At 34.3% G+C, this 24,112-nt stretch carries 41 protein-coding genes; 2 read left to right on the top strand and 39 right to left on the bottom strand.

Features of this window, described 5'->3' with window-relative positions:
* Window positions 1–12: 12 nt before the first annotated feature.
* The 3 genes from lacB to BB045_RS06700 form a co-directional block, all read right to left on the bottom strand.
* Window positions 13–528, bottom strand: a complete 516-nt coding sequence (lacB, locus tag BB045_RS06710; protein WP_002448324.1) for a galactose-6-phosphate isomerase subunit LacB — start codon at window positions 526–528, stop codon at window positions 13–15.
* Between the two features lie 15 nt (window positions 529–543).
* On the bottom strand, window positions 544–972 hold the full coding sequence (lacA, locus tag BB045_RS06705; RefSeq protein WP_002455017.1) for a galactose-6-phosphate isomerase subunit LacA: 429 nt from the start codon (window positions 970–972) through the stop codon (window positions 544–546).
* Between the two features lie 232 nt (window positions 973–1,204).
* On the bottom strand, window positions 1,205–1,960 hold the full coding sequence (locus tag BB045_RS06700) for a DeoR/GlpR family DNA-binding transcription regulator (RefSeq protein ID WP_070581234.1): 756 nt from the start codon (window positions 1,958–1,960) through the stop codon (window positions 1,205–1,207).
* Window positions 1,961–2,208: 248 nt separating this feature from the next.
* On the opposite strand from BB045_RS06700, the gene BB045_RS06695 reads away from it, so the two are divergent.
* Entirely contained in the window at window positions 2,209–2,940 is a 732-nt protein-coding gene (locus BB045_RS06695; protein ID WP_080497799.1) for an NAD-dependent protein deacylase, read from the top strand.
* Between the two features lie 166 nt (window positions 2,941–3,106).
* On the opposite strand, the gene rpsI is transcribed toward BB045_RS06695, so the two are convergent.
* The 35 genes from rpsI to rpsJ all read right to left on the bottom strand — a co-directional run bounded on the left by rpsI (window position 3,107) and on the right by rpsJ (window position 21,886).
* Entirely contained in the window at window positions 3,107–3,499 is a 393-nt protein-coding gene (gene rpsI, locus BB045_RS06690) for a 30S ribosomal protein S9 (RefSeq protein ID WP_011275150.1), read from the bottom strand.
* Window positions 3,500–3,518: 19 nt separating this feature from the next.
* Window positions 3,519–3,956: a 50S ribosomal protein L13 gene (gene rplM / locus BB045_RS06685; RefSeq protein WP_070442762.1), complete on the bottom strand. Its 438-nt coding sequence runs from the start codon at window positions 3,954–3,956 to the stop codon at window positions 3,519–3,521.
* Window positions 3,957–4,208: 252 nt separating this feature from the next.
* Window positions 4,209–5,012 (bottom strand): tRNA pseudouridine(38-40) synthase TruA, encoded by an 804-nt coding sequence (gene truA, locus BB045_RS06680; protein ID WP_075140604.1) that lies wholly within the window; start codon window positions 5,010–5,012, stop codon window positions 4,209–4,211.
* Window positions 5,013–5,016: 4 nt separating this feature from the next.
* Window positions 5,017–5,823, bottom strand: a complete 807-nt coding sequence (locus BB045_RS06675; RefSeq protein WP_070442768.1) for an energy-coupling factor transporter transmembrane component T family protein — start codon at window positions 5,821–5,823, stop codon at window positions 5,017–5,019.
* Window positions 5,813–6,676: an energy-coupling factor transporter ATPase gene (locus BB045_RS06670; RefSeq protein ID WP_070442771.1), complete on the bottom strand. Its 864-nt coding sequence runs from the start codon at window positions 6,674–6,676 to the stop codon at window positions 5,813–5,815. Before BB045_RS06670 ends, BB045_RS06675 begins: the two co-directional genes overlap by 11 nt.
* A complete protein-coding gene (locus BB045_RS06665; RefSeq protein WP_070442774.1) occupies window positions 6,673–7,485 on the bottom strand; it encodes an energy-coupling factor transporter ATPase in 813 nt (270 codons plus the stop codon). Before BB045_RS06665 ends, BB045_RS06670 begins: the two co-directional genes overlap by 4 nt.
* A gap of 445 nt (window positions 7,486–7,930) precedes the next feature.
* Entirely contained in the window at window positions 7,931–8,302 is a 372-nt protein-coding gene (rplQ, locus tag BB045_RS06660) for a 50S ribosomal protein L17 (RefSeq protein ID WP_011275144.1), read from the bottom strand.
* 21 nt (window positions 8,303–8,323) lie between these two features.
* Window positions 8,324–9,268 (bottom strand): DNA-directed RNA polymerase subunit alpha, encoded by a 945-nt coding sequence (locus tag BB045_RS06655; protein WP_011275143.1) that lies wholly within the window; start codon window positions 9,266–9,268, stop codon window positions 8,324–8,326.
* An 83-nt stretch (window positions 9,269–9,351) separates the two neighbouring features.
* Window positions 9,352–9,741 carry a 30S ribosomal protein S11 gene (rpsK, locus tag BB045_RS06650; RefSeq protein ID WP_000101625.1) on the bottom strand — a complete coding sequence of 130 codons (390 nt, stop codon included), beginning with the start codon at window positions 9,739–9,741 and terminating at the stop codon, window positions 9,352–9,354.
* A gap of 22 nt (window positions 9,742–9,763) precedes the next feature.
* A complete protein-coding gene (gene rpsM / locus BB045_RS06645; protein WP_011275142.1) occupies window positions 9,764–10,129 on the bottom strand; it encodes a 30S ribosomal protein S13 in 366 nt (121 codons plus the stop codon).
* Window positions 10,130–10,151: 22 nt separating this feature from the next.
* On the bottom strand, window positions 10,152–10,265 hold the full coding sequence (gene rpmJ, locus BB045_RS06640; protein WP_001829709.1) for a 50S ribosomal protein L36: 114 nt from the start codon (window positions 10,263–10,265) through the stop codon (window positions 10,152–10,154).
* Between the two features lie 31 nt (window positions 10,266–10,296).
* Window positions 10,297–10,515 (bottom strand): translation initiation factor IF-1, encoded by a 219-nt coding sequence (gene infA, locus BB045_RS06635; protein WP_001829792.1) that lies wholly within the window; start codon window positions 10,513–10,515, stop codon window positions 10,297–10,299.
* 198 nt (window positions 10,516–10,713) lie between these two features.
* A complete protein-coding gene (locus BB045_RS06630; RefSeq protein WP_011275141.1) occupies window positions 10,714–11,364 on the bottom strand; it encodes an adenylate kinase in 651 nt (216 codons plus the stop codon).
* 18 nt (window positions 11,365–11,382) lie between these two features.
* A complete protein-coding gene (secY, locus tag BB045_RS06625) occupies window positions 11,383–12,675 on the bottom strand; it encodes a preprotein translocase subunit SecY (protein ID WP_070442780.1) in 1,293 nt (430 codons plus the stop codon).
* Window positions 12,675–13,115 (bottom strand): 50S ribosomal protein L15, encoded by a 441-nt coding sequence (gene rplO / locus BB045_RS06620; RefSeq protein WP_070442783.1) that lies wholly within the window; start codon window positions 13,113–13,115, stop codon window positions 12,675–12,677. Before rplO ends, secY begins: the two co-directional genes overlap by 1 nt.
* Before the next feature lie 19 nt (window positions 13,116–13,134).
* Window positions 13,135–13,314 carry a 50S ribosomal protein L30 gene (rpmD, locus tag BB045_RS06615; RefSeq protein ID WP_011275138.1) on the bottom strand — a complete coding sequence of 60 codons (180 nt, stop codon included), beginning with the start codon at window positions 13,312–13,314 and terminating at the stop codon, window positions 13,135–13,137.
* Between the two features lie 16 nt (window positions 13,315–13,330).
* Window positions 13,331–13,831, bottom strand: coding sequence for a 30S ribosomal protein S5 (rpsE, locus tag BB045_RS06610; protein WP_011275137.1), 501 nt, complete (start codon window positions 13,829–13,831; stop codon window positions 13,331–13,333).
* A gap of 20 nt (window positions 13,832–13,851) precedes the next feature.
* Entirely contained in the window at window positions 13,852–14,214 is a 363-nt protein-coding gene (gene rplR / locus BB045_RS06605) for a 50S ribosomal protein L18 (RefSeq protein WP_011275136.1), read from the bottom strand.
* A gap of 31 nt (window positions 14,215–14,245) precedes the next feature.
* Complete coding sequence (rplF, locus tag BB045_RS06600) at window positions 14,246–14,782, bottom strand: 50S ribosomal protein L6 (RefSeq protein ID WP_011275135.1); 537 nt, start codon at window positions 14,780–14,782, stop codon at window positions 14,246–14,248.
* 24 nt (window positions 14,783–14,806) lie between these two features.
* Window positions 14,807–15,205, bottom strand: coding sequence for a 30S ribosomal protein S8 (gene rpsH, locus BB045_RS06595; RefSeq protein WP_011275134.1), 399 nt, complete (start codon window positions 15,203–15,205; stop codon window positions 14,807–14,809).
* Between the two features lie 31 nt (window positions 15,206–15,236).
* Complete coding sequence (locus BB045_RS06590; protein ID WP_001140799.1) at window positions 15,237–15,422, bottom strand: type Z 30S ribosomal protein S14; 186 nt, start codon at window positions 15,420–15,422, stop codon at window positions 15,237–15,239.
* Window positions 15,423–15,444: 22 nt separating this feature from the next.
* A complete protein-coding gene (rplE, locus tag BB045_RS06585; RefSeq protein ID WP_037549744.1) occupies window positions 15,445–15,984 on the bottom strand; it encodes a 50S ribosomal protein L5 in 540 nt (179 codons plus the stop codon).
* A gap of 25 nt (window positions 15,985–16,009) precedes the next feature.
* A complete protein-coding gene (gene rplX / locus BB045_RS06580; RefSeq protein WP_033079619.1) occupies window positions 16,010–16,327 on the bottom strand; it encodes a 50S ribosomal protein L24 in 318 nt (105 codons plus the stop codon).
* Window positions 16,328–16,362: 35 nt separating this feature from the next.
* Window positions 16,363–16,731, bottom strand: a complete 369-nt coding sequence (gene rplN, locus BB045_RS06575; RefSeq protein WP_002466492.1) for a 50S ribosomal protein L14 — start codon at window positions 16,729–16,731, stop codon at window positions 16,363–16,365.
* Window positions 16,732–16,762: 31 nt separating this feature from the next.
* Window positions 16,763–17,026 (bottom strand): 30S ribosomal protein S17, encoded by a 264-nt coding sequence (gene rpsQ, locus BB045_RS06570; protein ID WP_011275131.1) that lies wholly within the window; start codon window positions 17,024–17,026, stop codon window positions 16,763–16,765.
* A 26-nt stretch (window positions 17,027–17,052) separates the two neighbouring features.
* Window positions 17,053–17,262, bottom strand: coding sequence for a 50S ribosomal protein L29 (gene rpmC / locus BB045_RS06565; protein WP_011275130.1), 210 nt, complete (start codon window positions 17,260–17,262; stop codon window positions 17,053–17,055).
* On the bottom strand, window positions 17,252–17,686 hold the full coding sequence (gene rplP, locus BB045_RS06560; RefSeq protein WP_002432945.1) for a 50S ribosomal protein L16: 435 nt from the start codon (window positions 17,684–17,686) through the stop codon (window positions 17,252–17,254). The genes rpmC and rplP overlap by 11 nt, the downstream gene beginning before the upstream one ends.
* A 2-nt stretch (window positions 17,687–17,688) precedes the next feature.
* Window positions 17,689–18,342: a 30S ribosomal protein S3 gene (gene rpsC, locus BB045_RS06555; protein WP_011275129.1), complete on the bottom strand. Its 654-nt coding sequence runs from the start codon at window positions 18,340–18,342 to the stop codon at window positions 17,689–17,691.
* 23 nt (window positions 18,343–18,365) lie between these two features.
* Window positions 18,366–18,719, bottom strand: coding sequence for a 50S ribosomal protein L22 (rplV, locus tag BB045_RS06550; protein ID WP_001829734.1), 354 nt, complete (start codon window positions 18,717–18,719; stop codon window positions 18,366–18,368).
* A 27-nt stretch (window positions 18,720–18,746) separates the two neighbouring features.
* Window positions 18,747–19,025, bottom strand: a complete 279-nt coding sequence (gene rpsS / locus BB045_RS06545) for a 30S ribosomal protein S19 (protein WP_001829710.1) — start codon at window positions 19,023–19,025, stop codon at window positions 18,747–18,749.
* Between the two features lie 64 nt (window positions 19,026–19,089).
* Window positions 19,090–19,923, bottom strand: coding sequence for a 50S ribosomal protein L2 (gene rplB, locus BB045_RS06540; RefSeq protein WP_011275128.1), 834 nt, complete (start codon window positions 19,921–19,923; stop codon window positions 19,090–19,092).
* A gap of 39 nt (window positions 19,924–19,962) precedes the next feature.
* The gene (rplW, locus tag BB045_RS06535; RefSeq protein WP_011275127.1) at window positions 19,963–20,238 is read right to left on the bottom strand and encodes a 50S ribosomal protein L23; all 276 of its coding nucleotides are present in this window, start codon (window positions 20,236–20,238) and stop codon (window positions 19,963–19,965) included.
* The gene (gene rplD, locus BB045_RS06530) at window positions 20,238–20,861 is read right to left on the bottom strand and encodes a 50S ribosomal protein L4 (protein ID WP_070442786.1); all 624 of its coding nucleotides are present in this window, start codon (window positions 20,859–20,861) and stop codon (window positions 20,238–20,240) included. Before rplD ends, rplW begins: the two co-directional genes overlap by 1 nt.
* A 26-nt stretch (window positions 20,862–20,887) precedes the next feature.
* On the bottom strand, window positions 20,888–21,550 hold the full coding sequence (gene rplC / locus BB045_RS06525) for a 50S ribosomal protein L3 (RefSeq protein ID WP_070442789.1): 663 nt from the start codon (window positions 21,548–21,550) through the stop codon (window positions 20,888–20,890).
* A 27-nt stretch (window positions 21,551–21,577) separates the two neighbouring features.
* A complete protein-coding gene (gene rpsJ, locus BB045_RS06520; protein WP_015900978.1) occupies window positions 21,578–21,886 on the bottom strand; it encodes a 30S ribosomal protein S10 in 309 nt (102 codons plus the stop codon).
* A 378-nt stretch (window positions 21,887–22,264) separates the two neighbouring features.
* On the opposite strand from rpsJ, the gene BB045_RS06515 reads away from it, so the two are divergent.
* Window positions 22,265–22,660, top strand: a complete 396-nt coding sequence (locus BB045_RS06515; RefSeq protein ID WP_070581231.1) for a hypothetical protein — start codon at window positions 22,265–22,267, stop codon at window positions 22,658–22,660.
* Between the two features lie 43 nt (window positions 22,661–22,703).
* Here BB045_RS06515 and BB045_RS06510 read toward each other — a convergent pair whose 3' ends face one another.
* Window positions 22,704–24,038 (bottom strand): NCS2 family permease, encoded by a 1,335-nt coding sequence (locus tag BB045_RS06510; protein WP_070442372.1) that lies wholly within the window; start codon window positions 24,036–24,038, stop codon window positions 22,704–22,706.
* Window positions 24,039–24,112 lie beyond the last annotated feature (74 nt).

The raw sequence follows: 24,112 nt of genomic DNA, 5'->3' as shown, positions 1-24,112 counted from the left end.
TTCACATCTTCCTTAATCGTGATATTCACCTTTGTCCCATTTTTCTAAGAATTCATCAAAGAAATGAGGATTAGCTTGATTATCGTTATGTGCTTCTAAATGATTAATTTTAGCAATTAATTTTTTATTTTCTTCAGTAGGTTTGTATTCCGCTTTAATAAATGCATCAACGATATCGAAAATAAATAATTCGCCTGCTACTTTACCGCCGAAACTAACAACATTAGCATTTAATTCTTCTTTTGAATAAAGTGCTGATGTCATATCACGTACTAATGCTGTTCTTACACCTGGGACTTTGTTTGCTGCATTACTAATACCAACGCCTGTACCACAAATACATACGCCTAAATCTGCTTCTCCACTAGCTACTTTTTCTCCTACTTTTTTACCGAAGATAGGATAATGTGTACGTGTAAAATCATACGTACCTACATCAATAACTTCATGTCCTTGAGCTTTTAAATGTTGTGAAACTTCCATTTTTGTATCAGTTACAATGTGATCGCAACCTATAGCAATTTTCATTATTTATTCCTCCAATTAGCACATTTTATTTAACATATCTACACGGATTTGGTGACGTCCGCCATCATAGTGTCCATTTACAAATTCTTTAGCAATATTTTTTGCTAATGTATCGCCTACAATTTCAGAGCCCATTGTAATCATGCGTGCATTGTTGTGACTACGTGTCATATATGCTGAACGTTCATCTGATACTTCAGCAGCAATCATTCCTTTTACTTTTGTAGCGACAATAAAACTACCTGCACCATAAGCATCCACTGCAATTCCTAAATTATCATCGTTCTTTTGTACTTCGTGTACAACTGCTAATGTTGAATCAACAAAGTCTAATTCTTTTCCTTCTGTTACATCTACTACATCATGGTTATTTTCTTTTAAAAATGTTTTTATAACATCTTTAAGACGTTGACCAGCGACATCTGAACCAATAAAAATTGTCATAATGATTCTCCTTTGAAAATAAGATAATTAAACACATGTGTTTGAAAAAGCGCTTTCAAATATTTACACCTAAATTATAAACATAAATAAACAAATAATCAACAATAAATGTTCGAATGTTGTTTAAAATTTTGTTTTTTTAAACAAAACATTTCATTTTTATGTTTAATTACGTTCAATTATCTAAAAAAATACCAAGATTGTTTAAATAAACAATCTTGGTATCATTCAATTAATGTATCACTTCTGTATAAGCTTTTAATTTTTGTACATTATCTTCATAATTTTTATCTACAACAACTGCTGTTAAATCTTCTAAATGACATAATTGGGTAAAATCTTCTTTTCCAATTTTTGAAGTATCAATTAATAAGTATTTTTCAAGTGAACGATGAAGTGCAAGTTGTTGTGTATACGCTTCGTCAATTGTAGAAGTGAGCACATCTGCATCTTTTATTCCATTACAACTAAAAAACATTTTACTAAATCGTTTTGTTTTAAGAAGCGTATTCGTCATTTCACCTACAAATGATTCAGTAAGTTCTCTCATTTCTCCACCTAATAAGTAAACTTTAAAATTTAGCGAACGCTTTTCAAATAATATTTGAAATACTGGAAAACAATTCGTAATCACTGTTAATGACTCTCGATCTATTAATTGAGCCAGTAACTCGATTGTTGTTCCAGGTCCCAAAAAAATCGTATCGTTTTCTTCAATTAAGTTAACAGCTTTCCTTGCGACAGCACGTTTTTCTTCAATATTCTCTGTGTGCTTTTCTTGATGAGACTTTTCTTTAATTTGAAAAGCTGAATTACTACGTGCACCGCCATGTATTTTAGTTAGTAATCCTTTTTCTTCTAGTTCAGCTAAATCACGACGTACTGTCATATCAGATACGTTAAGTTCCTCAACGATTTCATTCGTCCTAACCGTTCCTTTTTGATTTACGAGTTTAGTAATTTCTTCTAAACGATCGTATTTATTCATTCAAATTCTCACATCCAACTCTATTTTATTAAAAAGTTCTTTTTATAAGAACAATTGATTTTTTATAAAGATTTTAAACGCAATTTCATTCTATACTATTATATGTTTTAACACTATTATTTATTGTTTTTCAACATTCATTGCTTCTTGAAAACTAGAAAATAAATAGCAAAATATGTTGTAATAATAGTATAAGATTTATTTTTAAAAAAAACTATACAGTATTGATGATAAATGAGGTGCTCCGATTGGGTAATAAAATCGAAAAATTAAAAGAAATTGTTGATAAATCAAACAAAATTGTATTCTTTACTGGTGCAGGTGTATCGGTTGCAAGTGGTATACCTGATTTCCGTTCAATGGGTGGATTATTTGATGAAATTTCAAAAGAAGGTTATTCACCTGAATATTTATTAAGTGTTGATCATTTAAATGATAATAAAGAAAGCTTTATCGACTTTTATCATAAACGACTACTAGTAGCAGATAAAAAACCTAACATCGTCCATGAGTGGATTGCAGAGTTAGAAAAAGAAGGCAAATCTTTAGGTGTGATTACCCAAAATATCGATGGGTTACATGAAGATGCCGGAAGTGAACAGATTGATGAAATTCATGGTACACTGAATCGCTTTTATTGCATCAATTGTGGAAAAGAATATACGAAATCATATGTTATGGGACACAAATTAAGATATTGTGAGAACTGTGGTGATGTGATTCGCCCTGATATCGTATTATACGGTGAAATGCTCGATCAACCTACTGTCTTTAGAGCATTAGATAAAATCCAAAAAGCAGATACTGTCATTGTGTTAGGTTCATCCTTAGTCGTACAACCTGCTGCAGGCTTTATTTCTAACTTTACAGGAGATAATCTTGTAATTATTAATAGAGACGCTACACCGTATGATAGACAAGCAAGTTTAGTTATTCATAATGACATGACAGAAGTTGTTGAAGAAGTATTTAAAAAATAAATATAAAGTTCAAAAGCTAGAGGTTTTATGAATCTCTAGCTTTTATTGCATACAAAAAGCACTTCTCGAAATTGAGAAGTGCTTTAAACATTTCAGTTGAACACAAATTGCTAACGCAATTTGCATACAGAACTTGTAAGCAAACAAGTTTGCAACAATTCCAGCATTAACGTTTTGAGAATTGTGGAGAACGACGTGCTTTTTTAAGACCTGGTTTTTTACGTTCTTTCATACGTGGGTCACGAGTTAATAGACCTGCGCGTTTTAAAGAACCTCTGTATTCAGGATCTGCTTCTAATAATGCACGTGCGATTCCGTGACGGATAGCTTGTGCTTGTCCAGTGAAACCACCACCGTGTACGTTAACTAATACATCATAGTTACCTTTAGTTTCTGTAACATCAAATGGTTGGTTTAAGTCTAAGATTAATGATTCGAATGGTAAGTACTCACGTACGTCACGTTCGTTAACTGTGATATTACCTTCACCTGGTACTAAACGTACACGTGCTACTGAGTTTTTACGACGGCCTGTGCCTCTATATTCAACTTGTGCCAATGTAATTTCCTCCTTCTAATTAACCACGTAACTCGTAGTTTTCTGGTTGTTGTGCAGCGTGTGGATGTTCAGCGCCACCATATACAAATAATTTTTTACCTTGTTTTTCACCTAAACGTGAACTTGGTAACATACCTTTGATTGAAGTTTCAAGTAAACGTTCTGGATTATTACGTTTTAACTCACCAGCTGTAACTGATTTGATACCGCCTGGGTGGTTTGAGTGACGATAATAAATTTTATCTGATTCTTTTTTACCAGTTAATTCGATTTTAGAAGCGTTAATGATGATTACATAATCACCAGTGTCAACGTGTGGTGTATAAGTTACTTTATTTTTACCGCGTAAGATAGATGCTACTTCAGATGATAAACGACCTAATGTTTGGCCTTCAGCATCAATAACATACCATTTGCGCTCAATGTTTGATTCATTTGCCATAAATGTTTGACGCATAATAATTGTCCTCCTAAAAATAAATGCTTCGTTTTAGATTACAGGTACGTATCGCAGTCGAACCTACGAACGAGGCCTGCAATCTATTCATTCTGTTACGATTTTCAAAGCGTAAATGTTCATTTATTTTATTCCTGTATAATTTGCTTATATATCTTGTAACACAATAAGTTTCCGGGGCTTATCATGGGGTGGATATAAAACAATACCGTTAACTATGTTATATTTTATAGCTCCGTTTGTCAATGCAATTTAGTCATTTTGTAATGATTTTTTACGATGAATTTTAATATTGTCTCCAAAGTCTGTTGTTAATTCTTTTTCTGTTAAATATATCTTCTCTAAATAGAGACCTTCTGCAGGTGCTGTAAATGGTACACTATCTCTATTTTTTTCATTTAATAGCGTTGACACTTCACTTGGATGACGCTTACCTTTTCCTACTTCAATTAGAAACGCTACTAACACGCGAACCATATTATATAAAAAGCCTGACCCTGTCACAACATAGTCAAACCCTACATCTGTTTGGATGATCTCACTTTGATATAACGTACGTACTTTGCTTTTGACTTCAGTCTTTTGAGAGCAGAATCCTGTAAAATCATGTGTTCCAATGAAGTGTTTTGCAGCTTCGTTCATTTTTGAATAATTTAAATCTTCCTTAATAAATGTCTTTAAGCCACTTTCAAAAGGATTACGATGTGTTGCTTGATATACTTTATAACGATATCGCTTGCCTAGACAGTCATAACGACAATGAAAATGATCATCGACTTGTTGAACTTCTTTGACGTATATATCTTCAGGTAGAGCACTATTCATCGCATACTTCCATTGCTGTGGTTCAATATTTAAGTCTGTATCAAAATGAAAAAATTGTTCATATGCATGTACACCTCTGTCCGTACGACTAGAAGGATGAATGCGAACATGTCGCCGATGCATACGCTTCAATATCTTTTCAAATTGTTGTTGCACAGTTCTCCCTTGCTGTTGAATTTGAAACCCTAGAAATTGACTTCCTTGATAAGAAATATTAACGAGTATACGCACTGTATTACACTCCAATATATTTTAATACTAATAATACTATGGCTATTGGGATGATACTTATTAAGCACATCGTGTCTCCAATATGCCATTGTAGCTTTCTATAACTTGTTCGTTTTACATTAGCATCATAACCACGTACTTCCATAGCGATTGCTAATTCCTCCGCTCTTTGAAAAGCTGAGATAAATAATGGAATCATTAAAGGAATAAATGCTTTTATACGTGTCATTAAGCCACCCGAACTTAACTCAGAACCTCGTGATTTTTGAGCTAGTATGATTTTATCTAATTCATCCATTAAAGTTGGAATGAATCTTAAAGCGATTGACATAATCATGCTTAATTGATGCACAGGCAATTTAAACCATTTTAATGGCGTTAGCAATTTTTCAAAAGCATCTGTTAAATCGATTGGACTCGTTGATAGCGTCATTATTGTTGCAACCATAACAATTGTGATGAGACGTAATGAAATAAAGATACCTTCTAAAATACCAGCACTATCAATTTTAATAATTCCAAAATCAACTAATCTTGTACCACCATGTGTGAAGAAGATATGCATGAAGAATGTGAATATAGTAAAAATAAATATTGGTGTTAACCCTTTTATTAAAAACCATAATTTAATCTTCGCTAAAAACATAAACATTAGAATTAATAAAATAATCCACCCAAACGTTGCAAAAGAATGAGCAAAAAATATTAAAATAATAAACATAAATACAAATAAAACTTTAGCTCGTGGATCTAGATGATGAATTACAGAGTTATTTGGTAAATATCTACCTATAATTAATTTATTCTTCATGATGTTGCCACTCCTGGTACATACTTACAAATTCTTTCTCAGTAAGTGCGGTTGTCTTAAATTTAATACCATGTTTAATTTCAATATCACGTTGTAACTGAACAATATCTGGTAAGGCTATATGCCACTCTTCAAGTTTACTACCTTGTCTAAACAACTCTTTTGGTGTGACTTGCTCGATAATATTTCCATCATTCATCACGATAATTTCTTCAGCATATTTCGCAACTTCATTCATATCATGAGATACAAGTATGATTGTTTTATTTTGTTTTAGCTGTATTTCTTTAAATAGCTCCATTACTTGTTGACGGCTCTTTGGGTCTAATCCAGCAGTAGGTTCATCTAAAACAATGACATCCGGGTTCATAGCTAAGATTGAAACAATTGCAATTTTACGCATTTGGCCACCAGACATCTGGAATGGTGACAAAGACATAACATTTCTTGGAAAACCTAACTCTAACAATAAATCAAAAGCTCTTTCTTTCACTTCTTCAACATTCATTCCAAAATTCTTAGGTCCAAACTCAATTTCTCTTTCAATATTATCTTCAAATAATTGTGATTCAGGAAATTGAAAAACTAGTCCAATTTTTTGTCTGATTGGTCTAATAAATTTATCTTTAGTTTTAGAATGAATCATAAGTTCATCATGCTCAATATTGCCATTAGTAGGTTTTAATAACCCATTGAAATGCTGAATTAAAGTTGATTTTCCACTTCCAGTTTGTCCAACAATTGCATAGTATTTCCCCTGCTCAATAGTTAAATTAATGTGGTCTAATGCTTTATACTCATATGGTGTACCCTGTTGATAGGTGTATGTAACATCATTAAACTTAATTTTCATAGCTTTTCGACCAACCCTTCGTAAGTAATAAAGTGGTCATCAAATCCTAAAAGTTGATTAATTTTCATTGAGAAAGGTAAATCTAGTCCAATTTCTTGTAACATTTTTATATCTTTAAATATTGTTTGTGGATTTCCTTCTTTATAAACTGTTCCTTGATTCATTACTATGACATGATCACCTTCAAGCGCCTCAGTTAAGTCATGCGTAATCGAAATAATTGTTACATCTTTAGTTGCTTTAACTTCTTGTATTAAACTTATCAATGATTTCTTGGCTTGAGGATCTAACATAGATGTCGCTTCATCTAATATAATGACTGAAGGACTTAATGCTAACACACCTGCAATAGCTACTCGTTGCTTCTGTCCTCCTGATAATGAATGTGGTTCACTATCAGCATAATCGGTCATTCCAACGTCACTAATAGATTGTGCTACTATTTCTTTCATTTTTTCAGTTGGAACAGCGTAGTTCTCTAAACCAAACGCAACATCGTATTTAACAATCGAACCTACAAATTGATTTTCTGGATTTTGGAAGACAATTCCAACGTGTTCTCGTATATCTTTGAAATTATTATTGGAGATTGGTGATTGATTGAAAAAAATCGTACCATTGGTCGCAATTTCAATACCAACTATTAATTTAGCTATTGTTGATTTTCCTGACCCATTATGTCCAACAATTGAAGTCCATTGATTTTTAGGAATCTTAAAGGATACATTATTTAATGTGAAGGCTGCATCGCCTTGATATTGAAAGTCAACTTGCTTAAGTTCAATAATATTAGTGTTATTCGCCTTCACTAGAATCCCTCCTAAAACTTTGTACTAGTATAGTTTACATGAATATGAATTGCATGTATATTATTGTTTTATTTCATTTTTTCAAAATAAAAAAGGACCGGACAGAATTCATTTTGAATCCATTGTCCCGCCCCCTATTAAAGATGACTAAAACTGAAAAACTAAATAAAAACTTTCATTTCGGTCAACTAATGCGATTTTTCAATATAAACTATGACCATTTGAGTTCTTAGTATTATATATAATAATTTATTGGTTGAATAGAAGCTAATTGCTTCTTTGAAAATAAAAAAGCGCGCACCCCATCATATTTTAGTTGAGTTCACGCTTTGAAATATATTTAATTGATGGGGCACTCTGAGCTAGACAATATTTGTATGTGGCAAACATTATCGTTGCACTCATTTGCTTTACATATAAGTAGTTAGTGTATTTATATCTTGAATTAATCTACTAATTCGATGATAACTGATTCAGCACCGTCTCCGCGACGAGGACCTACTTTAAGAATACGAGTGTAACCACCTTGACGTTCTGTATAACGTTCAGCAATTTCACCGAATAATTTTTGAAGTGCAGTTTGTGTAGTTTCATCTTCATTTAAAATTTCAACATTACGTAATGTTTTTGCAGCATTACGACGAGAAGCTAAATCTCCTTTTTTACCTAAAGTGATTAATTTCTCAACAACACTACGAACTTCTTTTGCACGAGCTTCTGTAGTTTCAATGCGCTCACTAACGATAAGTGAAGTAGCTAAGTCACGTAACATAGCTTTACGTTGATCAGAAGTACGACCTAATTTTCTGTAACCCATGAGTTGACCTCCTTTAACTTATTAATCTTCTTTTCTTAATCCTAATCCTAAATCTTCTAATTTATATTTAACTTCTTCTAGAGATTTACGACCTAAATTACGAACTTTCATCATATCAGCTTCAGATTTATCAGCTAACTCTTGAACTGAATTGATTCCTGCACGTTTTAAACAGTTGTATGAACGTACTGATAAGTCTAATTCTTCAATAGACATTTCAAGTACTTTTTCTTTTTGATCTTCTTCTTTTTCAATCATGATTTCAGCATTTTGAGCTTCATCTGTAAGACCTACAAAAATATTTAAATGTTCAGTCAAAATCTTAGCAGCTAATGATACTGACTCTTGTGGAGTGATTGAACCATTAGTCCAAACATCTAAAGTTAATTTATCAAAATCACTACTTTGACCGACACGTGTGTTTTCAACTGTATAGTTAACACGTTCAACTGGTGAGTATAGTGAATCAACAGGAATTACACCGATTGGTAAATCACTAGTATTATTTTGTTCTGCTAATGCGTAACCTCTACCCTTATTAGCAACTAGACGAATTTTTAAATGTCCACCTTTAGACACTGTTGCGATTTTAAGTTCTGGATTTAGAACTTCTACATCACTATCGTGAGTAATGTCACTTGCAGTAACTTCGCCTTCATCTCGAACATCGATTTCTAATGTTTTATCTTCTTCAGAATAAATTTTAAGTGCTAATTTTTTGATGTTCATAATAATTGTAGAAACATCTTCAACAACATTATCTATAGCTGAGAATTCGTGTAAAACACCTTCGATTTCAATGTACTTAACGGCTGCACCTGGTAATGAAGATAGTAGGATACGACGTAAGGAGTTTCCTAGTGTAGTACCGTAGCCACGTTCTAGTGGTTCAACAACGAACTTACCGAATTTAGCATCTTCACTAATTTCAATTGTCTCAATTCTAGGTTTTTCAATTTCTATCATTTACAAAAATCCTCCTTAATTACGTCGACTTAATTTTAAACTGTTTCGCTCAGTGACCTGTAACAATAACAATCTATTATAAATTAGACGCGACGACGTTTTGGTGGACGACAACCGTTATGAGGTACTGGAGTAACGTCTCTGATTGCAGTTACTTCTAAACCAGCTGATTGTAATGCACGGATAGCTGATTCACGACCTGGTCCAGGTCCTTTTACTGTTACTTCAACAGTTTTTAAACCATGTTCCATTGCAGATTTTGAAGCAGTTTCAGAAGCCATTTGAGCTGCGAATGGTGTTGATTTTTTAGATCCTTTGAAACCTAATGCACCAGCTGATGACCAAGATAAAGCATTACCAAATTCATCAGTGATAGTTACGATTGTATTGTTGAATGTTGAACGGATGTGAGCCACACCATTTTCAATATTCTTTTTAACTCTACGTTTACGAGATACTTGTTTACGTGCCATTTATATTTGCCTCCTTTACCTATTATTTTTTCTTGTTAGCTACAGTTTTTACTGGGCCTTTACGAGTACGTGCGTTGTTTTTAGTTTTTTGACCGCGAACTGGTAAACCACGACGGTGACGGATACCACGGTATGAAGAAATTTCCATTAAACGTTTAATGTTTAAGTTTTGTTCACGACGTAAGTCACCTTCAACTTTATAACTGTCAACAACTTCACGAATACGACCTAATTCATCATCTGTTAAATCTTTTACACGTGTGTCTGCTGATACGTTAGCTTCTTCAACGATTTTTTTAGCTGTTGAAGTACCAATACCATATACATATGTTAATGAGATAACAATGCGTTTTTCACGTGGGATATCTACTCCTGCAATACGTGCCATATATATTTACACCTCTCTTTTATTAACCTTGTCTTTGTTTGTGCTTAGGATTGTCACAAATTACCATTACTTTACCTTTACGTTTAATGACTTTACATTTTTCGCAAATTGGTTTAACTGATGGTCTTACTTTCATTTTTATACCTCCCTATATTATGGAGTGACGATTATTTATAACGATAAGTAATTCTACCGCGTGATAAATCATACGGAGACATTTCTACAGTTACTTTGTCGCCAGGTAGAATACGAATATAATTCATTCTAATTTTACCACTTACGTGAGCTAAAATCTCATGACCATTTTCTAATTCTACTTTAAACATAGCATTTGGTAAAGTATCTAATACTGTACCTTCTAATTCAATTACATCTTGTTTCGCCATTGATTAACTTCCTCCCTTTTTACAATAGTAAGGTAATCGTCAATAGACAACTTCAACGATACGAATCTAATATAGTGACTAGTTAAAATAAGTTTAACAAAATGCGGGAATTATTATCGTCATTCGACACTCAGAAAATTAATTCTTGCCAGAGAAACCTAATCAAATTCACATAAATCTAGACCGTATTAAGTTGATCTATTTTAATTGATCTAAGATATCAATGACATCTTTGGTTACATCGTCAATATCTTTCGCACCATCAATGTTTTTTAGCACACCTTTTTCATTATAGTACTCTAAAATAGGTTTTGACTGTTTAACATTAACGTTTAAACGATTAGATACTGTTTCAGGATTATCATCTTCGCGTTGATAAAGCTTTCCACCATCGATATCACAAATACCATCAACCTTTGGAGGATTAAATACAAGATGATAAGTCGTACCACATTTTTCACAGATACGACGACCTGTAAGACGATTCATTAATTCTTCCTCAGGAACTTCGATGTTAATGACAGCATCGATGTTTCTACCAAGCTCAGACATAATATCATTTAACGCCTCAGCTTGATCGATTGTTCTTGGGAAGCCATCTAATAAAAATCCTTTTTTTGCATCGTCTTCAGATATTCTTTCTTTAACGATACCTACAGTAACTTCATCAGGGACTAATTCTCCACGATCCATGTAAGATTTAGCTTCTTTTCCTAAATCTGTTTCATCTTTAATCGCTTTTCTGAACATGTCACCAGTAGATATATGTGGTATTGGGAATTTCTTAACAATTTCACTCGCTTGAGTTCCTTTACCTGCGCCAGGTAAACCCATTAAAATGATATTCATAAATTGCCCTCCTACAAATTATCTACCACCAAAGCCTTTATATTCTTTTTGACTCACTTGAGCTTCAAGTGATTTCATAGTTTCAATTGCGACACCAATTACGATTAATAAACTTGTACCACCAATTTGTATAGATTGAGGTAAACTCATGAATTTAGTCGCTAATATTGGTAATATCGCAATGACTGCTAAGAAAATAGAGCCGACAAAAGTTAAGCGATAAAGTACTTTAGTAATATATTTTTTAGTTTGTTCACCAGGTCTAATACCTGGAACGTAACTACCTTGTTTCTTCAAGTTATCAGCCATTTTTTCAGGATTAACTTGAACAAAGGCATAGAAATACGTAAATGCGATAATTAATACTACATAAACAATCATACCATAAGTGTTTGAAGGGTTTGCATATTCAGATATAGTTTGCGCCCAATCAGCTTTCGGGAAGAACAATGTTAATGTTCTTGGCAATAAGAAAAATGCCATCGCAAAAATTACTGGAATTACCCCTGCAGAGTTAACTTTTAAAGGTAGATAAGTTGCTTGTGATCCTAATCTTTGTGCAGACTGTTTTTTAGCATATTGGATAGGAATTTTACGTTTCGCTTCTAGTACATAAATAGCCCCAATTGTGAGTAAAACTAAACCTACTATTAAACCAATAACCTTTAACCATGCTAATGTAGTATCATCATTACCAACGAATGCTTGTTGCACGAATTGAATAATTGATGAAGGCAAAGTTGATAAAATACCTGCAAAGATAATGATAGAAATACCATTACCAACTCCGAATTGAGTAATTTGATCACCAAGCCAAATTAGAAATGCAGTTCCTGCTGTTAAAACAATGGCAATCAATAAATAACTCATAATAGATTGGTGAATAATTAATTTACCACCTAAATAGTTATTAAATTGGAATGCCATACCAATTGACTGTATAAAAGCCAAAATGATAGCGAAATAACGTGTTACATTGCTAAGCTTTCTTTTACCTACTTCACCTTGTTTCGCCCATTCAGAGAATTTCGGAACAATATCCATTTGTAGTAATTGCATTACGATAGATGCGGTGATGTAGGGCATGATGCCCATAGCAAATATTGAAAAGTTCTTTAAGGCTCCGCCACCAAACGTATTAAGAAGAGCGGCGACTCCTTGATCAGAACCTTGTTGTTCAAAAGGCTCAGGGTTAACTCCTGGAGCCGGAATGTAAGTTCCTATTTTGAATATAACTAACATTGCTAAGGTAAAGAAAATCTTGTTTCGAACTTCTTTAGTTTTAAAGAAGCTCACAAGCGTTTGAAACATTAGATCACCTCGTGTGCTCCACCTTTTGCATCAATTGCTTCTACTGCTGAAGCTGAGAATTTATGAGCTTTCACTGTCAATTTTTTATCAAGTGAGCCATTACCTAGTACTTTGATACCAGATTTTTCATTCTTAACTACACCAGTTTCAACTAATAAAGCTGGAGTTACTTCAGTACCATCTTCAAATTTATTAAGTTGGTCTAAGTTAACAATAGCATATTCTTTACGATTAATGTTAGTGAAACCACGTTTTGGTAAACGACGGAATAAAGGTAATTGTCCACCTTCAAATCCAGGTCTTACGCTACCACCTGAACGTGCTTTTTGACCTTTTTGTCCGCGACCACTAGTTTTACCGTTACCAGAACCAGCACCACGGCCAACGCGGTTACGTACACGACGTGAACCTTCAGCTGCTTTTAACTCATGTAATTTCATTATATAGGCACCTCCTTAATTATTTTTCTTCTACTGTCAATAAGTGTCTAACTTTGTTGATTTGCCCACGGATAGCAGGGTTATCTTCAACTACTACTGAACTATTAGTCTTTTTTAGACCTAAAGCTTCAACAGTTTTACGTTGTGTTTCAGGACGACCAATAACACTACGAGTGAGGGTAATTTGTAATTTAGCCATTATTTATTTTCCCTCCTTAATTATATAATTCTTCTACTGATTTGCCGCGTAATTTAGCAACATCTTCAGCATTTTTAAGGTTTTGTAAGCCATTGATTGTAGCACGAACCATATTGATTGGTGTGTTAGATCCTAATGATTTACTTAAGATATCAGTGATACCTGCTAATTCTAATACGGCACGAACTGGACCACCAGCGATAACTCCTGTACCAGGTGCAGCAGGTTTCATGAATACGCTACCTGAACCATAACGGCCAGTGATAGTGTGAGGAGTAGTTCCTTCAACACGCGGAACAACTACTAAATCTTTTTTAGCTGCTTCAACAGCTTTTTTGATAGCTTCAGGTACCTCTTGAGCTTTACCAGTACCGAAACCTACACGACCATTTTTGTCTCCAACTACTACTAATGCAGTGAAACGGAAACGACGACCACCTTTAACAACTTTAGCAACACGGTTGATTGTTACAACGCGTTCTTCAAATTCTTTCGTTTCTTCTTCTCTACGAGCCATGTATTTGTCCCTCCTTTAAATTAAAATTCTAATCCGCTTTCTCTAGCAGCTTCTGCTAAAGCTTTTACTCGACCATGGTATAAGTAACCGCCACGATCAAATACGATTTCTTTAATACCTTTGTCTGATGCTTTTTTAGCAATTGCTTCGCCTACTTTAGTAGATAAATCTACTTTAGAAGTTGAATCGCTTGCGATATCTTTATCTTTTGATGAAGCTTGAACTAAAGTTTCGCCTTTAACATCATCGATAATTTGTGCATAAATGTGTTTGTTTGAACGATATACATTTAAACGTGGTTTTTCAGCTGTACCTGATAATTTAGTACGCACACGAGCATGTCTTTTCAAACGCACTTTGTTTTTATCAATTTTACTGATCATTGTATTACTCCTTTCTTAAGAGAGTTATCTATTATTTACCTGTTTTACCTTCTTTACGGCGAACATATTCACCTTGGTAACGGATACCTTTTCCTTTGTAAGGTTCTGGAGGTCTTACTGAACGGATGTTAGAAGCAATTGCTCCAACTTGTTCTTTAGATACACCAGATACTCTAACAGTTGTGTTTTTCTCTACTGCGAAAGTAATGCCATCTTCAGCTTTAATTTCAACAGGATGAGAGTAACCAACGTTTAATACTAAGTCACTACCTTGCATTTGAGCACGGTAACCTACACCAACAAGCTCAAGTGTTTTTTCGAAACCTTGAGAAACACCTTGTACCATATTATTTAATAAAGCACGAGTTGTACCATGAACTGTTCTATCTTCTTTAGACTCAGTAGGTCTTACAACTTCGATAGTGTTTTCTTCTTGTTTGAAAGTCATTCTTTCGTTAAATGTTCTAGTTAATTCACCTTTAGGACCTTTTACAGTAGCAGTATGACCATCAAAAGTTACTGTAACGTCGCTAGGGATGTCAATAATTTTCTTACCAACACGACTCATGTTATGGCACCTCCTTATTTATTATTACCAAACGTATGCGATAATTTCTCCGCCAACGTTACGTTTTCTAGCTTCTTTGTCAGTGATAACACCTTCAGAAGTTGAAACTAATGCAATACCTAAACCATTTAATACTTTAGGTACTTCGTTTGCTTTAGCATATACACGTAAACCAGGTTTAGAGATACGTTTTAATCCTGTGATAACACGTTCATTGTTTTGACCATATTTTAAGAATAAACGAATAACACCTTGTTTATCATCTTCAACGTATTCTACGTTTTTAATGAAACCTTCACTTTTTAAGATTTCAGCAATTTGTTTTTTAATGTTAGACGCAGGTAATTCTAATTTCTCGTGACGCACCATGTTTGCGTTTCTTACACGAGTAAGCATATCTGCGATTGGATCTGTCATTGTCATTGATTGTTGCCTCCTTTCAGACTCTTATATATTACCAGCTAGCTTTACGTACGCCAGGGATTTGCCCTTTGTAAGCTAATTCACGGAAACAAATACGGCATAATTTGAATTTACGATATACAGAATGTGGACGACCACAACGTTCACAACGAGTATATTCACGTACTGCATATTTTTGTTTTTTCTGTTGCTTAGCAACCATAGAAGTTTTAGCCACTTAATTAGCCTCCTTTTAGAGATTATTTACGAAATGGCATACCGAAGTTTGTTAACAATTCACGAGCTTCCTCGTCAGTGTTAGCAGTTGTTACGATAACAATATCCATTCCTCTTACTTTACTTACTTTATCATAGTCGATTTCTGGGAAAATTAATTGTTCTTTAATTCCTAAAGTGTAGTTACCACGACCATCGAATGCTGTTTTAGAAACACCTTGGAAGTCACGTACACGAGGTAATGAAACTGCGATTAATTTATCTAAGAATTCATACATTCTTTCTCCGCGAAGTGTAACTTTCGCACCGATTGGCATACCTTCACGTAAACGGAATGTTGCAACTGATTTTTTTGCTTTTGTTACTAATGGTTTTTGACCAGTGATTAATTCTAATTCTTCTACAGCGGTATCTAACACTTTAGAGTTTTGAACTGCATCACCTACACCCATATTTACAACGATTTTTTCGATTTTTGGTACTTCCATTACAGAACTATAGTTGAATTTTTTCACTAAATTTTCAGTAACTTCAGTATTGTATCTTTCTTTTAAACGGTTCAAAGTTGATCCTCCTTTCAACTAGTTATTAATTATTAGTTTTGATTTCTTCGCCAGATTTTTTAGCGATACGAACTTTTTTACCATCAACAAATTTGTAACCAACACGAGTAGGTTCGTTTGTTTTAGGATCTAATAATTGTACGTTAGAAACATGGATTGCTGCCTCTGTTTCTAAGATTCCACCTTCAGGATTTAATTGAGTTGGTTTTTGGTGTTTTTTAATAACATTAACACCTTCCACAACGACACGGTCTTTTTTAGGTTCAGTAGCGATTACTTTACCTTCTTTACCTTTGTCTTTACCTGCGATAACTTTTACGTTGTCACCTTTTTTGATATGCATGTGGGCACCTCCTTAAATGATTTGGTTTTTATAAATTAAAGTACTTCTGGTGCTAATGAAACGATTTTCATGAAGTTACCTTCACGTAATTCACGAGCAACAGGACCAAAGATACGAGTACCACGTGGGCCTTTGTCATCACGAATAATGACACATGCATTTTCATCAAACTTGATATAAGAACCATCATTACGACGAACGCCTGATTTAGTTCTAACGACAACAGCTTTGACTACGTCACCTTTTTTAACAACGCCACCTGGTGTTGCGTTTTTAACAGTACATACGATAACATCGCCGATGTTCGCTGTTTTGCGACCAGATCCACCTAATACTTTAATTGTAAGAACTTCACGAGCACCAGAGTTGTCTGCTACTTTTAAACGAGTTTCTTGTTGGATCATTAGTTAAACCTCCCTTATCTCTAATCTTGTATTAAATAATTACTGACTCTTCAACAATTTCTACTAAACGAAAACGTTTTGATGCTGATAAAGGACGAGTTTCTTGAATTTTAACAATGTCTCCTAATTTAGCTGAATTGTTTTCATCATGAGTTTTGTATTTTTTAGAGTATTTTACACGTTTACCGTATAATTTGTGTGTTTTGTAAGTTTCAACTAATACAGTGATAGTTTTGTCCATTTTGTCTGAAACAACTTTACCTACATAAACTTTACGATCGTTTCTTTCACTCACTTTTGTAACCTCCTCTTTCGAATTTATTATTGATTAGCTTTGCTTTCTTCGATTTCTCTTTCACGAGCAACAGTTTTTAGACGTGCAATTGTTTTTCTAACTGTACGAATACGTGCAGTTTCCTCTAATTGACCTGTAGCTAACTGAAAGCGTAGGTTAAAAAGCTCTTCTTTTGAAGATTTGATTTGTTCTTCGATTTCTGAAGTGGTTAAGTCTCTAATTTCCTTAGCTTTCATTTGTTTCACCACCCAATTCTTCACGTTTTACAAACTTAGTTTTCACTGGAAGTTTGTGACTTGCTAAACGTAATGCTTCACGAGCAACTTCTTCTGATACGCCTGCAACCTCGAATAAAATTCTACCTGGTTTTACAACAGCGATCCAGCCTTCAACGGCACCTTTACCAGCACCCATACGTACTTCTAAAGGTTTTTTAGTGTATGGTGTATGAGGGAAGATTTTAATCCAAACTTTCCCGCCACGTTTCATGTAACGTGTCATAGCAATACGAGCAGATTCGATTTGACGAGATGTGATCCAAGATGTTGTAGTAGCTTGTAATCCATACTCACCAAATGTTACATAATTACCGCCTTTTGAACGACCAGTTGTTTTAGGACGATGTTGACGACGATATTTAACACGTTTTGGTAGTAACATTATTATTTTCCTCCTTCACTAGTATTCTTAGTAGGAAGAACTTCACCACGATAAATCCATACTTTAACACCTAATTTACCGTAAGTAGTGTCTGCTTCAGCATGTGCATAATCGATGTCAGCACGTAAAGTATGAAGTGGAACAGTTCCTTCTGAATATTGTTCAGCACGAGCAATGTCAGCTCCGCCTAAACGACCTGATACTTGAGTTTTGATACCTTTAGCACCAAGTTTCATAGCTCTTGAAATAGCTTGTTTTTGTACACGACGGAATGAAGCACGGTTTTCTAATTGACGTGCAATATTCTCAGCAACTAAACGAGCATCGATATCAATTTTTTTGATTTCGATAACGTTGATGTGTACTTTTTTATCAGTTAAGTTGTTTAATTTATTACGAAGTTTTTCAATTTCTGATCCGCCTTTACCAATTACCATACCTGGTTTACCAGTGTGAATAGCAATGTTAATACGGTTAGCAGCACGTTCGATTTCAACGTGAGAAACTGATGCTTCTTTTAATTCGTTATCAATGAATTTACGGATTCTTAAATCTTCGTGTAAAAGTGAAGCGAAATCTTTTTCAGCATACCATTTAGCTTCCCAGTCACGGATGATTCCGACACGAAGTCCGATAGGATTAATTTTTTGACCCACAGTGTTCCCTCCTTAAATAGTTATTAAGCTTCTTTAGCTTCTTCTTTACCGTCACTTACGACGATTGTAATGTGGCTTGTACGTTTATTGATAGCACTTGCACGACCTTGTGCACGTGGACGGAAACGTTTTAAAGTTGGTCCTTCATTTGCATATGCTTCTTTAACAACTAATTCATCAGTGTTCATGTCATAGTTGTGTTCAGCATTTGCTAAAGCGGACATTAATACTTTTTCAATTACTGGTGATGAAGCTTTGTTAGTTAATTTTAAAATAGCAATAGCTTCTCCAGCATTTTTACCTCTAATTAAGTCAAGAACTAATCTTACTTTACGAGGTGCGATTCTGATTGTTCTAGCAACCGCTTTTGCTTCCATTAGGATTTCCTCCTCTACTTTTATTTATTATCTTCTAGTTTTTTTATCGTCTGCAGCATGTCCTTTAAATGTACGAGTTGGAGCAAATTCACCTAATTTGTGACCTACCATATCTTCAGTTACATAAACAGGTACATGTTTACGACCATCGTATACCGCAAAAGTATGACCGATGAAATTTGGGAAAATTGTAGAACGACGAGACCATGTTTTGATTACTTGTTTCTTTTCACTTCCGTCTTGAGCTTCTACTTTTTTCATTAAATGATCATCGACGAAAGGTCCTTTTTTAATACTACGAGCCATTTGGGCGCCTCCCTTCTTATTGTGTGCGTGCAGCAATTAAGCCGCACACCCAAATAAGTTGTTATTATTTTTTCTTACGTCCACGAACGATAAGTTTGTCTGATGATTTTTTACCACGACGAGTTTTCTTACCAAGCGTTGGTTTACCCCATGGTGACATTGGAGATGGTCTACCGATAGGTGCACGACCTTCACCACCACCGTGTGGGTGATCGTTAGGGTTCATTACTGAACCACGAACTGTAGGACGGATGCCTTTCCATCTAGAACGTCCTGCTTTACCAACATTAACTAATTCATGTTGTAAGTTACCAACTTGACCAATTGTAGCACGGCAAGTTGATAAGATCATACGAACTTCACCAGAACGTAATCTGATTAGTACGTATTTACCTTCTTTACCAAGTACTTGTGAACTTGCACCCGCTGAACGAGCTAATTGTCCACCTTTACCAGGTTTTAATTCGATATTATGAATTACAGTACCAACTGGAATGTTTTGTAATGGTAATGCGTTACCAACTTTAATGTCAGCATCTGCACCACTCTCAACTACTTGGCCTACTTGTAATCCTTTTGGAGCAATAATATATCGTTTTTCACCATCAGCATATACTAATAAAGCAATGTTAGCTGAACGGTTTGGATCATATTGAATTGAATCAACTTTTGCAGTGATTCCATCTTTGTTACGTTTGAAATCGATAACGCGGTATTGACGTTTATGTCCTCCACCATGGTGACGAACTGTCAATTTACCTTGGTTGTTACGACCCGCTTTTTTCGGTAGCGGTTGTAATAATGACTTTTCAGGAGTAGATTTCGTGATTTCTGCGAAATCTAAACTAGTCATATTACGACGACCATTTGTTATTGGCTTATACTTTTTAAGAGCCATTGTCGCTTACCTCCTTAATGGTAACTTTTATTTTATTGTTTAGTTGAATAAGTCAATTGAACCTTCTTTTAAAGTAACAATTGCTTTTCTTCTTTTGTTTGTATAGCCTTGGTAACGGCCCATACGTTTTTTCTTAGGTTTGTAGTTGATGATGTTTACATTTGCAACTTTAACGTCGAAAATTTCTTCAACTGCAATTTTAACTTGTGTTTTATTAGCACGAGTATCTACGTCAAAAGTATATTTATCTTCAGCCATTGCTTCAGAAGATTTTTCAGTGATTACGGGGCGCTTAAGAACATCTCTTGCTTCCATTATCCGAGCACCTCCTCAACTTTTTTCGCAGCTGATTCAGTAATAATAACACTGTCAGCGCTAGTAATATCTAAAACGTTTAATCCTTGAGCTGTACTAACTTGTACACCAGGAATGTTACGTGCAGATAATTCAACGTTTACGTCTTCGCTATCAGTAACTACTAACACTTTTTTAGGTTGTTCAAGTGTAGTTAATATATTTTTGAATTCTTTTGTTTTTGGAGCTTCAAAACCAAAATTATCAACGATAGTGAAGTTGTTTTCTTTAACTTTGAAAGATAATGCAGAACGTAATGCTAAACGACGCATTTTCTTAGGCATTTTGTATGCATAGCTTCTTGGTGTTGGTCCGAATACGATACCACCACCACGCCATTGTGGAGCACGGATTGTACCTTGACGCGCACGTCCTGTACCTTTTTGTCTCCATGGTTTACGTCCGCCACCACGTACAGCTGAACGATTTTTAACTGCGTGAGTTCCTTGACGTAATGAAGCACGTTGTAAGTTAATTGCTTCGAAAAGAACACTGTTGTTTGGTTCAATAGCGAATACTGAATCGCTTAATTCAACAGAACCTGATTTAGATCCGTCTACTTTTAATACATCATAATTAGCCATTATGCTTTTCCTCCTTTCGCTACTTATTATTTATTACCTTTTTTAATTGAAGTTTGGATTTCTACGAAACCTTTTTTAGGTCCAGGCACGTTACCTTTTACTAAAATTACATTGTTTTCTGTATCAACTTGAACTACTTCTAAGTTTTGAACAGTAACTGTATTTCCACCCATACGTCCAGGCATTTTTTGGCCTTTGAATACTCTTGAAGCATCTGAAGCCATACCTACTGAACCTGGGGCTCTATGGAAATGAGAACCGTGAGCCATTGGTCCACGACCTTGGCCATGACGTTTAATAGCACCTTGGAAACCTTTACCTTTTGAAGTTCCTGTTACATCAATAATGTCTCCAGCTTCAAAAGTATCAACTGTGACTTCTTGACCTACTTCGTATTCTTCAACATTAACGTTTCTGAATTCGCGAATGAAGCGCTTAGGTGCTGTGCCCGCTTTCTTAGCGTGACCTTCAGCTGGTTTATTAGCATATTTATTAGATTTAGCATCTTTTTTGTATGCTTTTTTGTCTTCAAAACCTACTTGGATAGCGTTATAACCATCTACTTCTTCAGTTTTCTTTTGTAATACTACATTTTGACTTGCTTCTACTACTGTAACTGGGATTAATTCACCGTTTTCTCCGAATACTTGTGTCATCCCAATTTTTCTTCCTAAGATTCCTTTGGTCATCGAAAGTCCACCTCCTAAAATTTTCTATTATAATTTAATTTCGATGTCTACACCAGATGGTAAGTTTAATCCCATTAGGGCATCAACTGTTTTTGGTGTTGGGTTAACAATATCGATTAAACGTTTATGAGTACGTTGTTCGAATTGTTCACGTGAATCTTTGTACTTATGCACCGCACGAATAATTGTATAAACTGACTTTTCAGTTGGTAACGGGATTGGTCCAGAAACTTCTGCACCAGAACGTTTTGCAGTTTCAACAATTTTCTCTGCTGATTGATCAATCACACGGTGATCGTAAGCTTTTAATCTGATTCTGATTTTTTGTTTTGCCATAATTTTCCCTCCTTATTCGTCTACTTTAAAAGTGATAGACTTCTCCACGAAAACTATCTCACACAACGCCATGGCAAAGCGGCCGGGTGTGTCAGTAACCTTTCGCTTCATCGCTTTCATCAAGTCCAACATTAGATATGTTACAGGAAAAACAGTGATAAATCAAGGTTTTTCTGTAACTTTTTGTACTTTGTCTAACACATACTTAAGTATTGTACTTTAAATAGTTTTGTACATCAACCATTTTAAGTAAATTTTTTCCCTTTTTTTGTTTTTACTTTATAATGTATATAAGTTAAGTCTTAAATTAAGCTTCTACTATTATAATAGTAGGAATTTAAAATTTGTTTTTAATAAATAGTGGGAGGCGTAGTTATATTGAAAAGAAATACTAAAGTAGCTCTTGCCCTAATAAGTTTCTTCTTATTATTATGTGAATTTTTCTATGGCATTCCTTTTCTAGGCGGAAGCTTTATATTAGGTTTTGGTTGGCAACCATTGTTAATTAATGCTTTTTTATATCTCATACTAGCAATTATTCTTTTAGTTGATAATCAAAATGCAATCAAGCCTATGTCAATTATTCCAATAATTGGTATTGTGGGATCTTTTGTTGCATTTATTCCAATTGTAGGAATGTTTGTTCATTGGGTGCTATTTTTCTTAATGGTATTCTTTATTTTTATAGTATTGAGTGCACCTATCTATATTCGTAATAAAGATGCAAAAGTCATTTATACTCAGTACAAAAATGATCATTCAAATAAATGGTAAAAAAAGGACGATGTCTCTAAATAGAGCATCGTCCTTTTCCTTATTAACCGTGTACAAATACGAAATATAAAATAAATAGTACCATTAAGAAATACATAATTGGATGTACTTCTTTGTGTTTTTTTGTGATAAGCATAGTTATTGGATAAAATATAAATCCGCAAGCGATACCAGTCGCAATTGAATATGATAGTGGCATCATAATAATTGTTATAAATGCTGGAACTGCAACTTCAAATTTCTTCCAATTTATTTCTGCAAAGTTAGCTGCCATTAAAATCCCAACTACTACTAATGCAGGTGTTGTTACTGCACTTGTAACAATTTCAATTAACGGACTAAAGAATAATGCTAAAAGGAAACAAATCCCTGTCACGATACTAGCAAAACCTGTTCTCGCACCCACAGCTACACCAGAAGTAGATTCAATATAAGATGTAGTTGTTGTTGTACCAAAAATGGCACCAACAATAGTAGCTAAAGAGTCAGCAAATAAAGCTCTACTTGCTCTCGGAAGCTTGTTATCTTTCATAATACCTGCTTGAGTAGCTACTGCTACTAATGTTCCAGCAGTATCAAAGAAATCTATAAAGAAGAAAGTTAAAATTACAATTAAAAATTGAATCGTAAATAATTGACTTGGATCCTTAAAGGCTTCAAATGCAGCACCGAATGTTGGTGTTATACTAGGGATTTTACCAACTACGCCAGAAGGTGTTTGTATTAATCCAGTTATCATTCCAACTATAGCAGTTATAATCATACCTATAAAAATTGAACCTGGTACTTTTCTAGCATATAGAATAATTGTAATCGCAATACCAAAAATTGCTAATAAAACTGGACCTTTTGTTAAATGTCCTAATGTAACTAATGTTGAGTCATTTTTCACAATGATACCAGCACTTTGTAAACCTACAAAGGTAATAAATAATCCTATACCAGCAGATACAGCCATTTTCATTTGATAAGGAATAGCATTGATTATTATCTCTCGAAGACCGGTTGCTGTAAGTATAGCAAAGAATATACCTGAACAAAGCACGCCAGTTAAACCTATTTGCCATGGAATTCCCATCGTTAAAACTACTGTAAAAGCAAAGAACGCATTAAGTCCCATTCCTGGAGCAAGTGCTATTGGATATTTTGCAATAAGTCCCATAAATAAAGAACCAACAAATGCTGCTAAAGCAGTTGCCACGAAAATAGCTCCTTGATCCATTTTCATGTCACCTGATACACCTTTAACACCTGCTAAACTTAATACTTGAGGATTTACAGCTAAAATGTATGCCATTGATAAGAAAGTTGTGATACCACCGATTATCTCTTTCTTATAATTAGTATCATACTCGTCGAATTGAAAGTATTGTTTCACGGTTTTAAACTCCTTTTATTAAAATACTTTAATATTTTAATATTACTTTTCGAAAAACACAATAATAAAAACGA

Source organism: Staphylococcus sp. MB377 (assembly GCF_001922505.1).
Taxonomy (GTDB): Bacteria; Bacillota; Bacilli; order Staphylococcales; family Staphylococcaceae; genus Staphylococcus; species Staphylococcus haemolyticus.
Note: the sequence above shows the minus strand (reverse complement) of the source record. Positions and strands in the feature narration are given on the sequence as shown.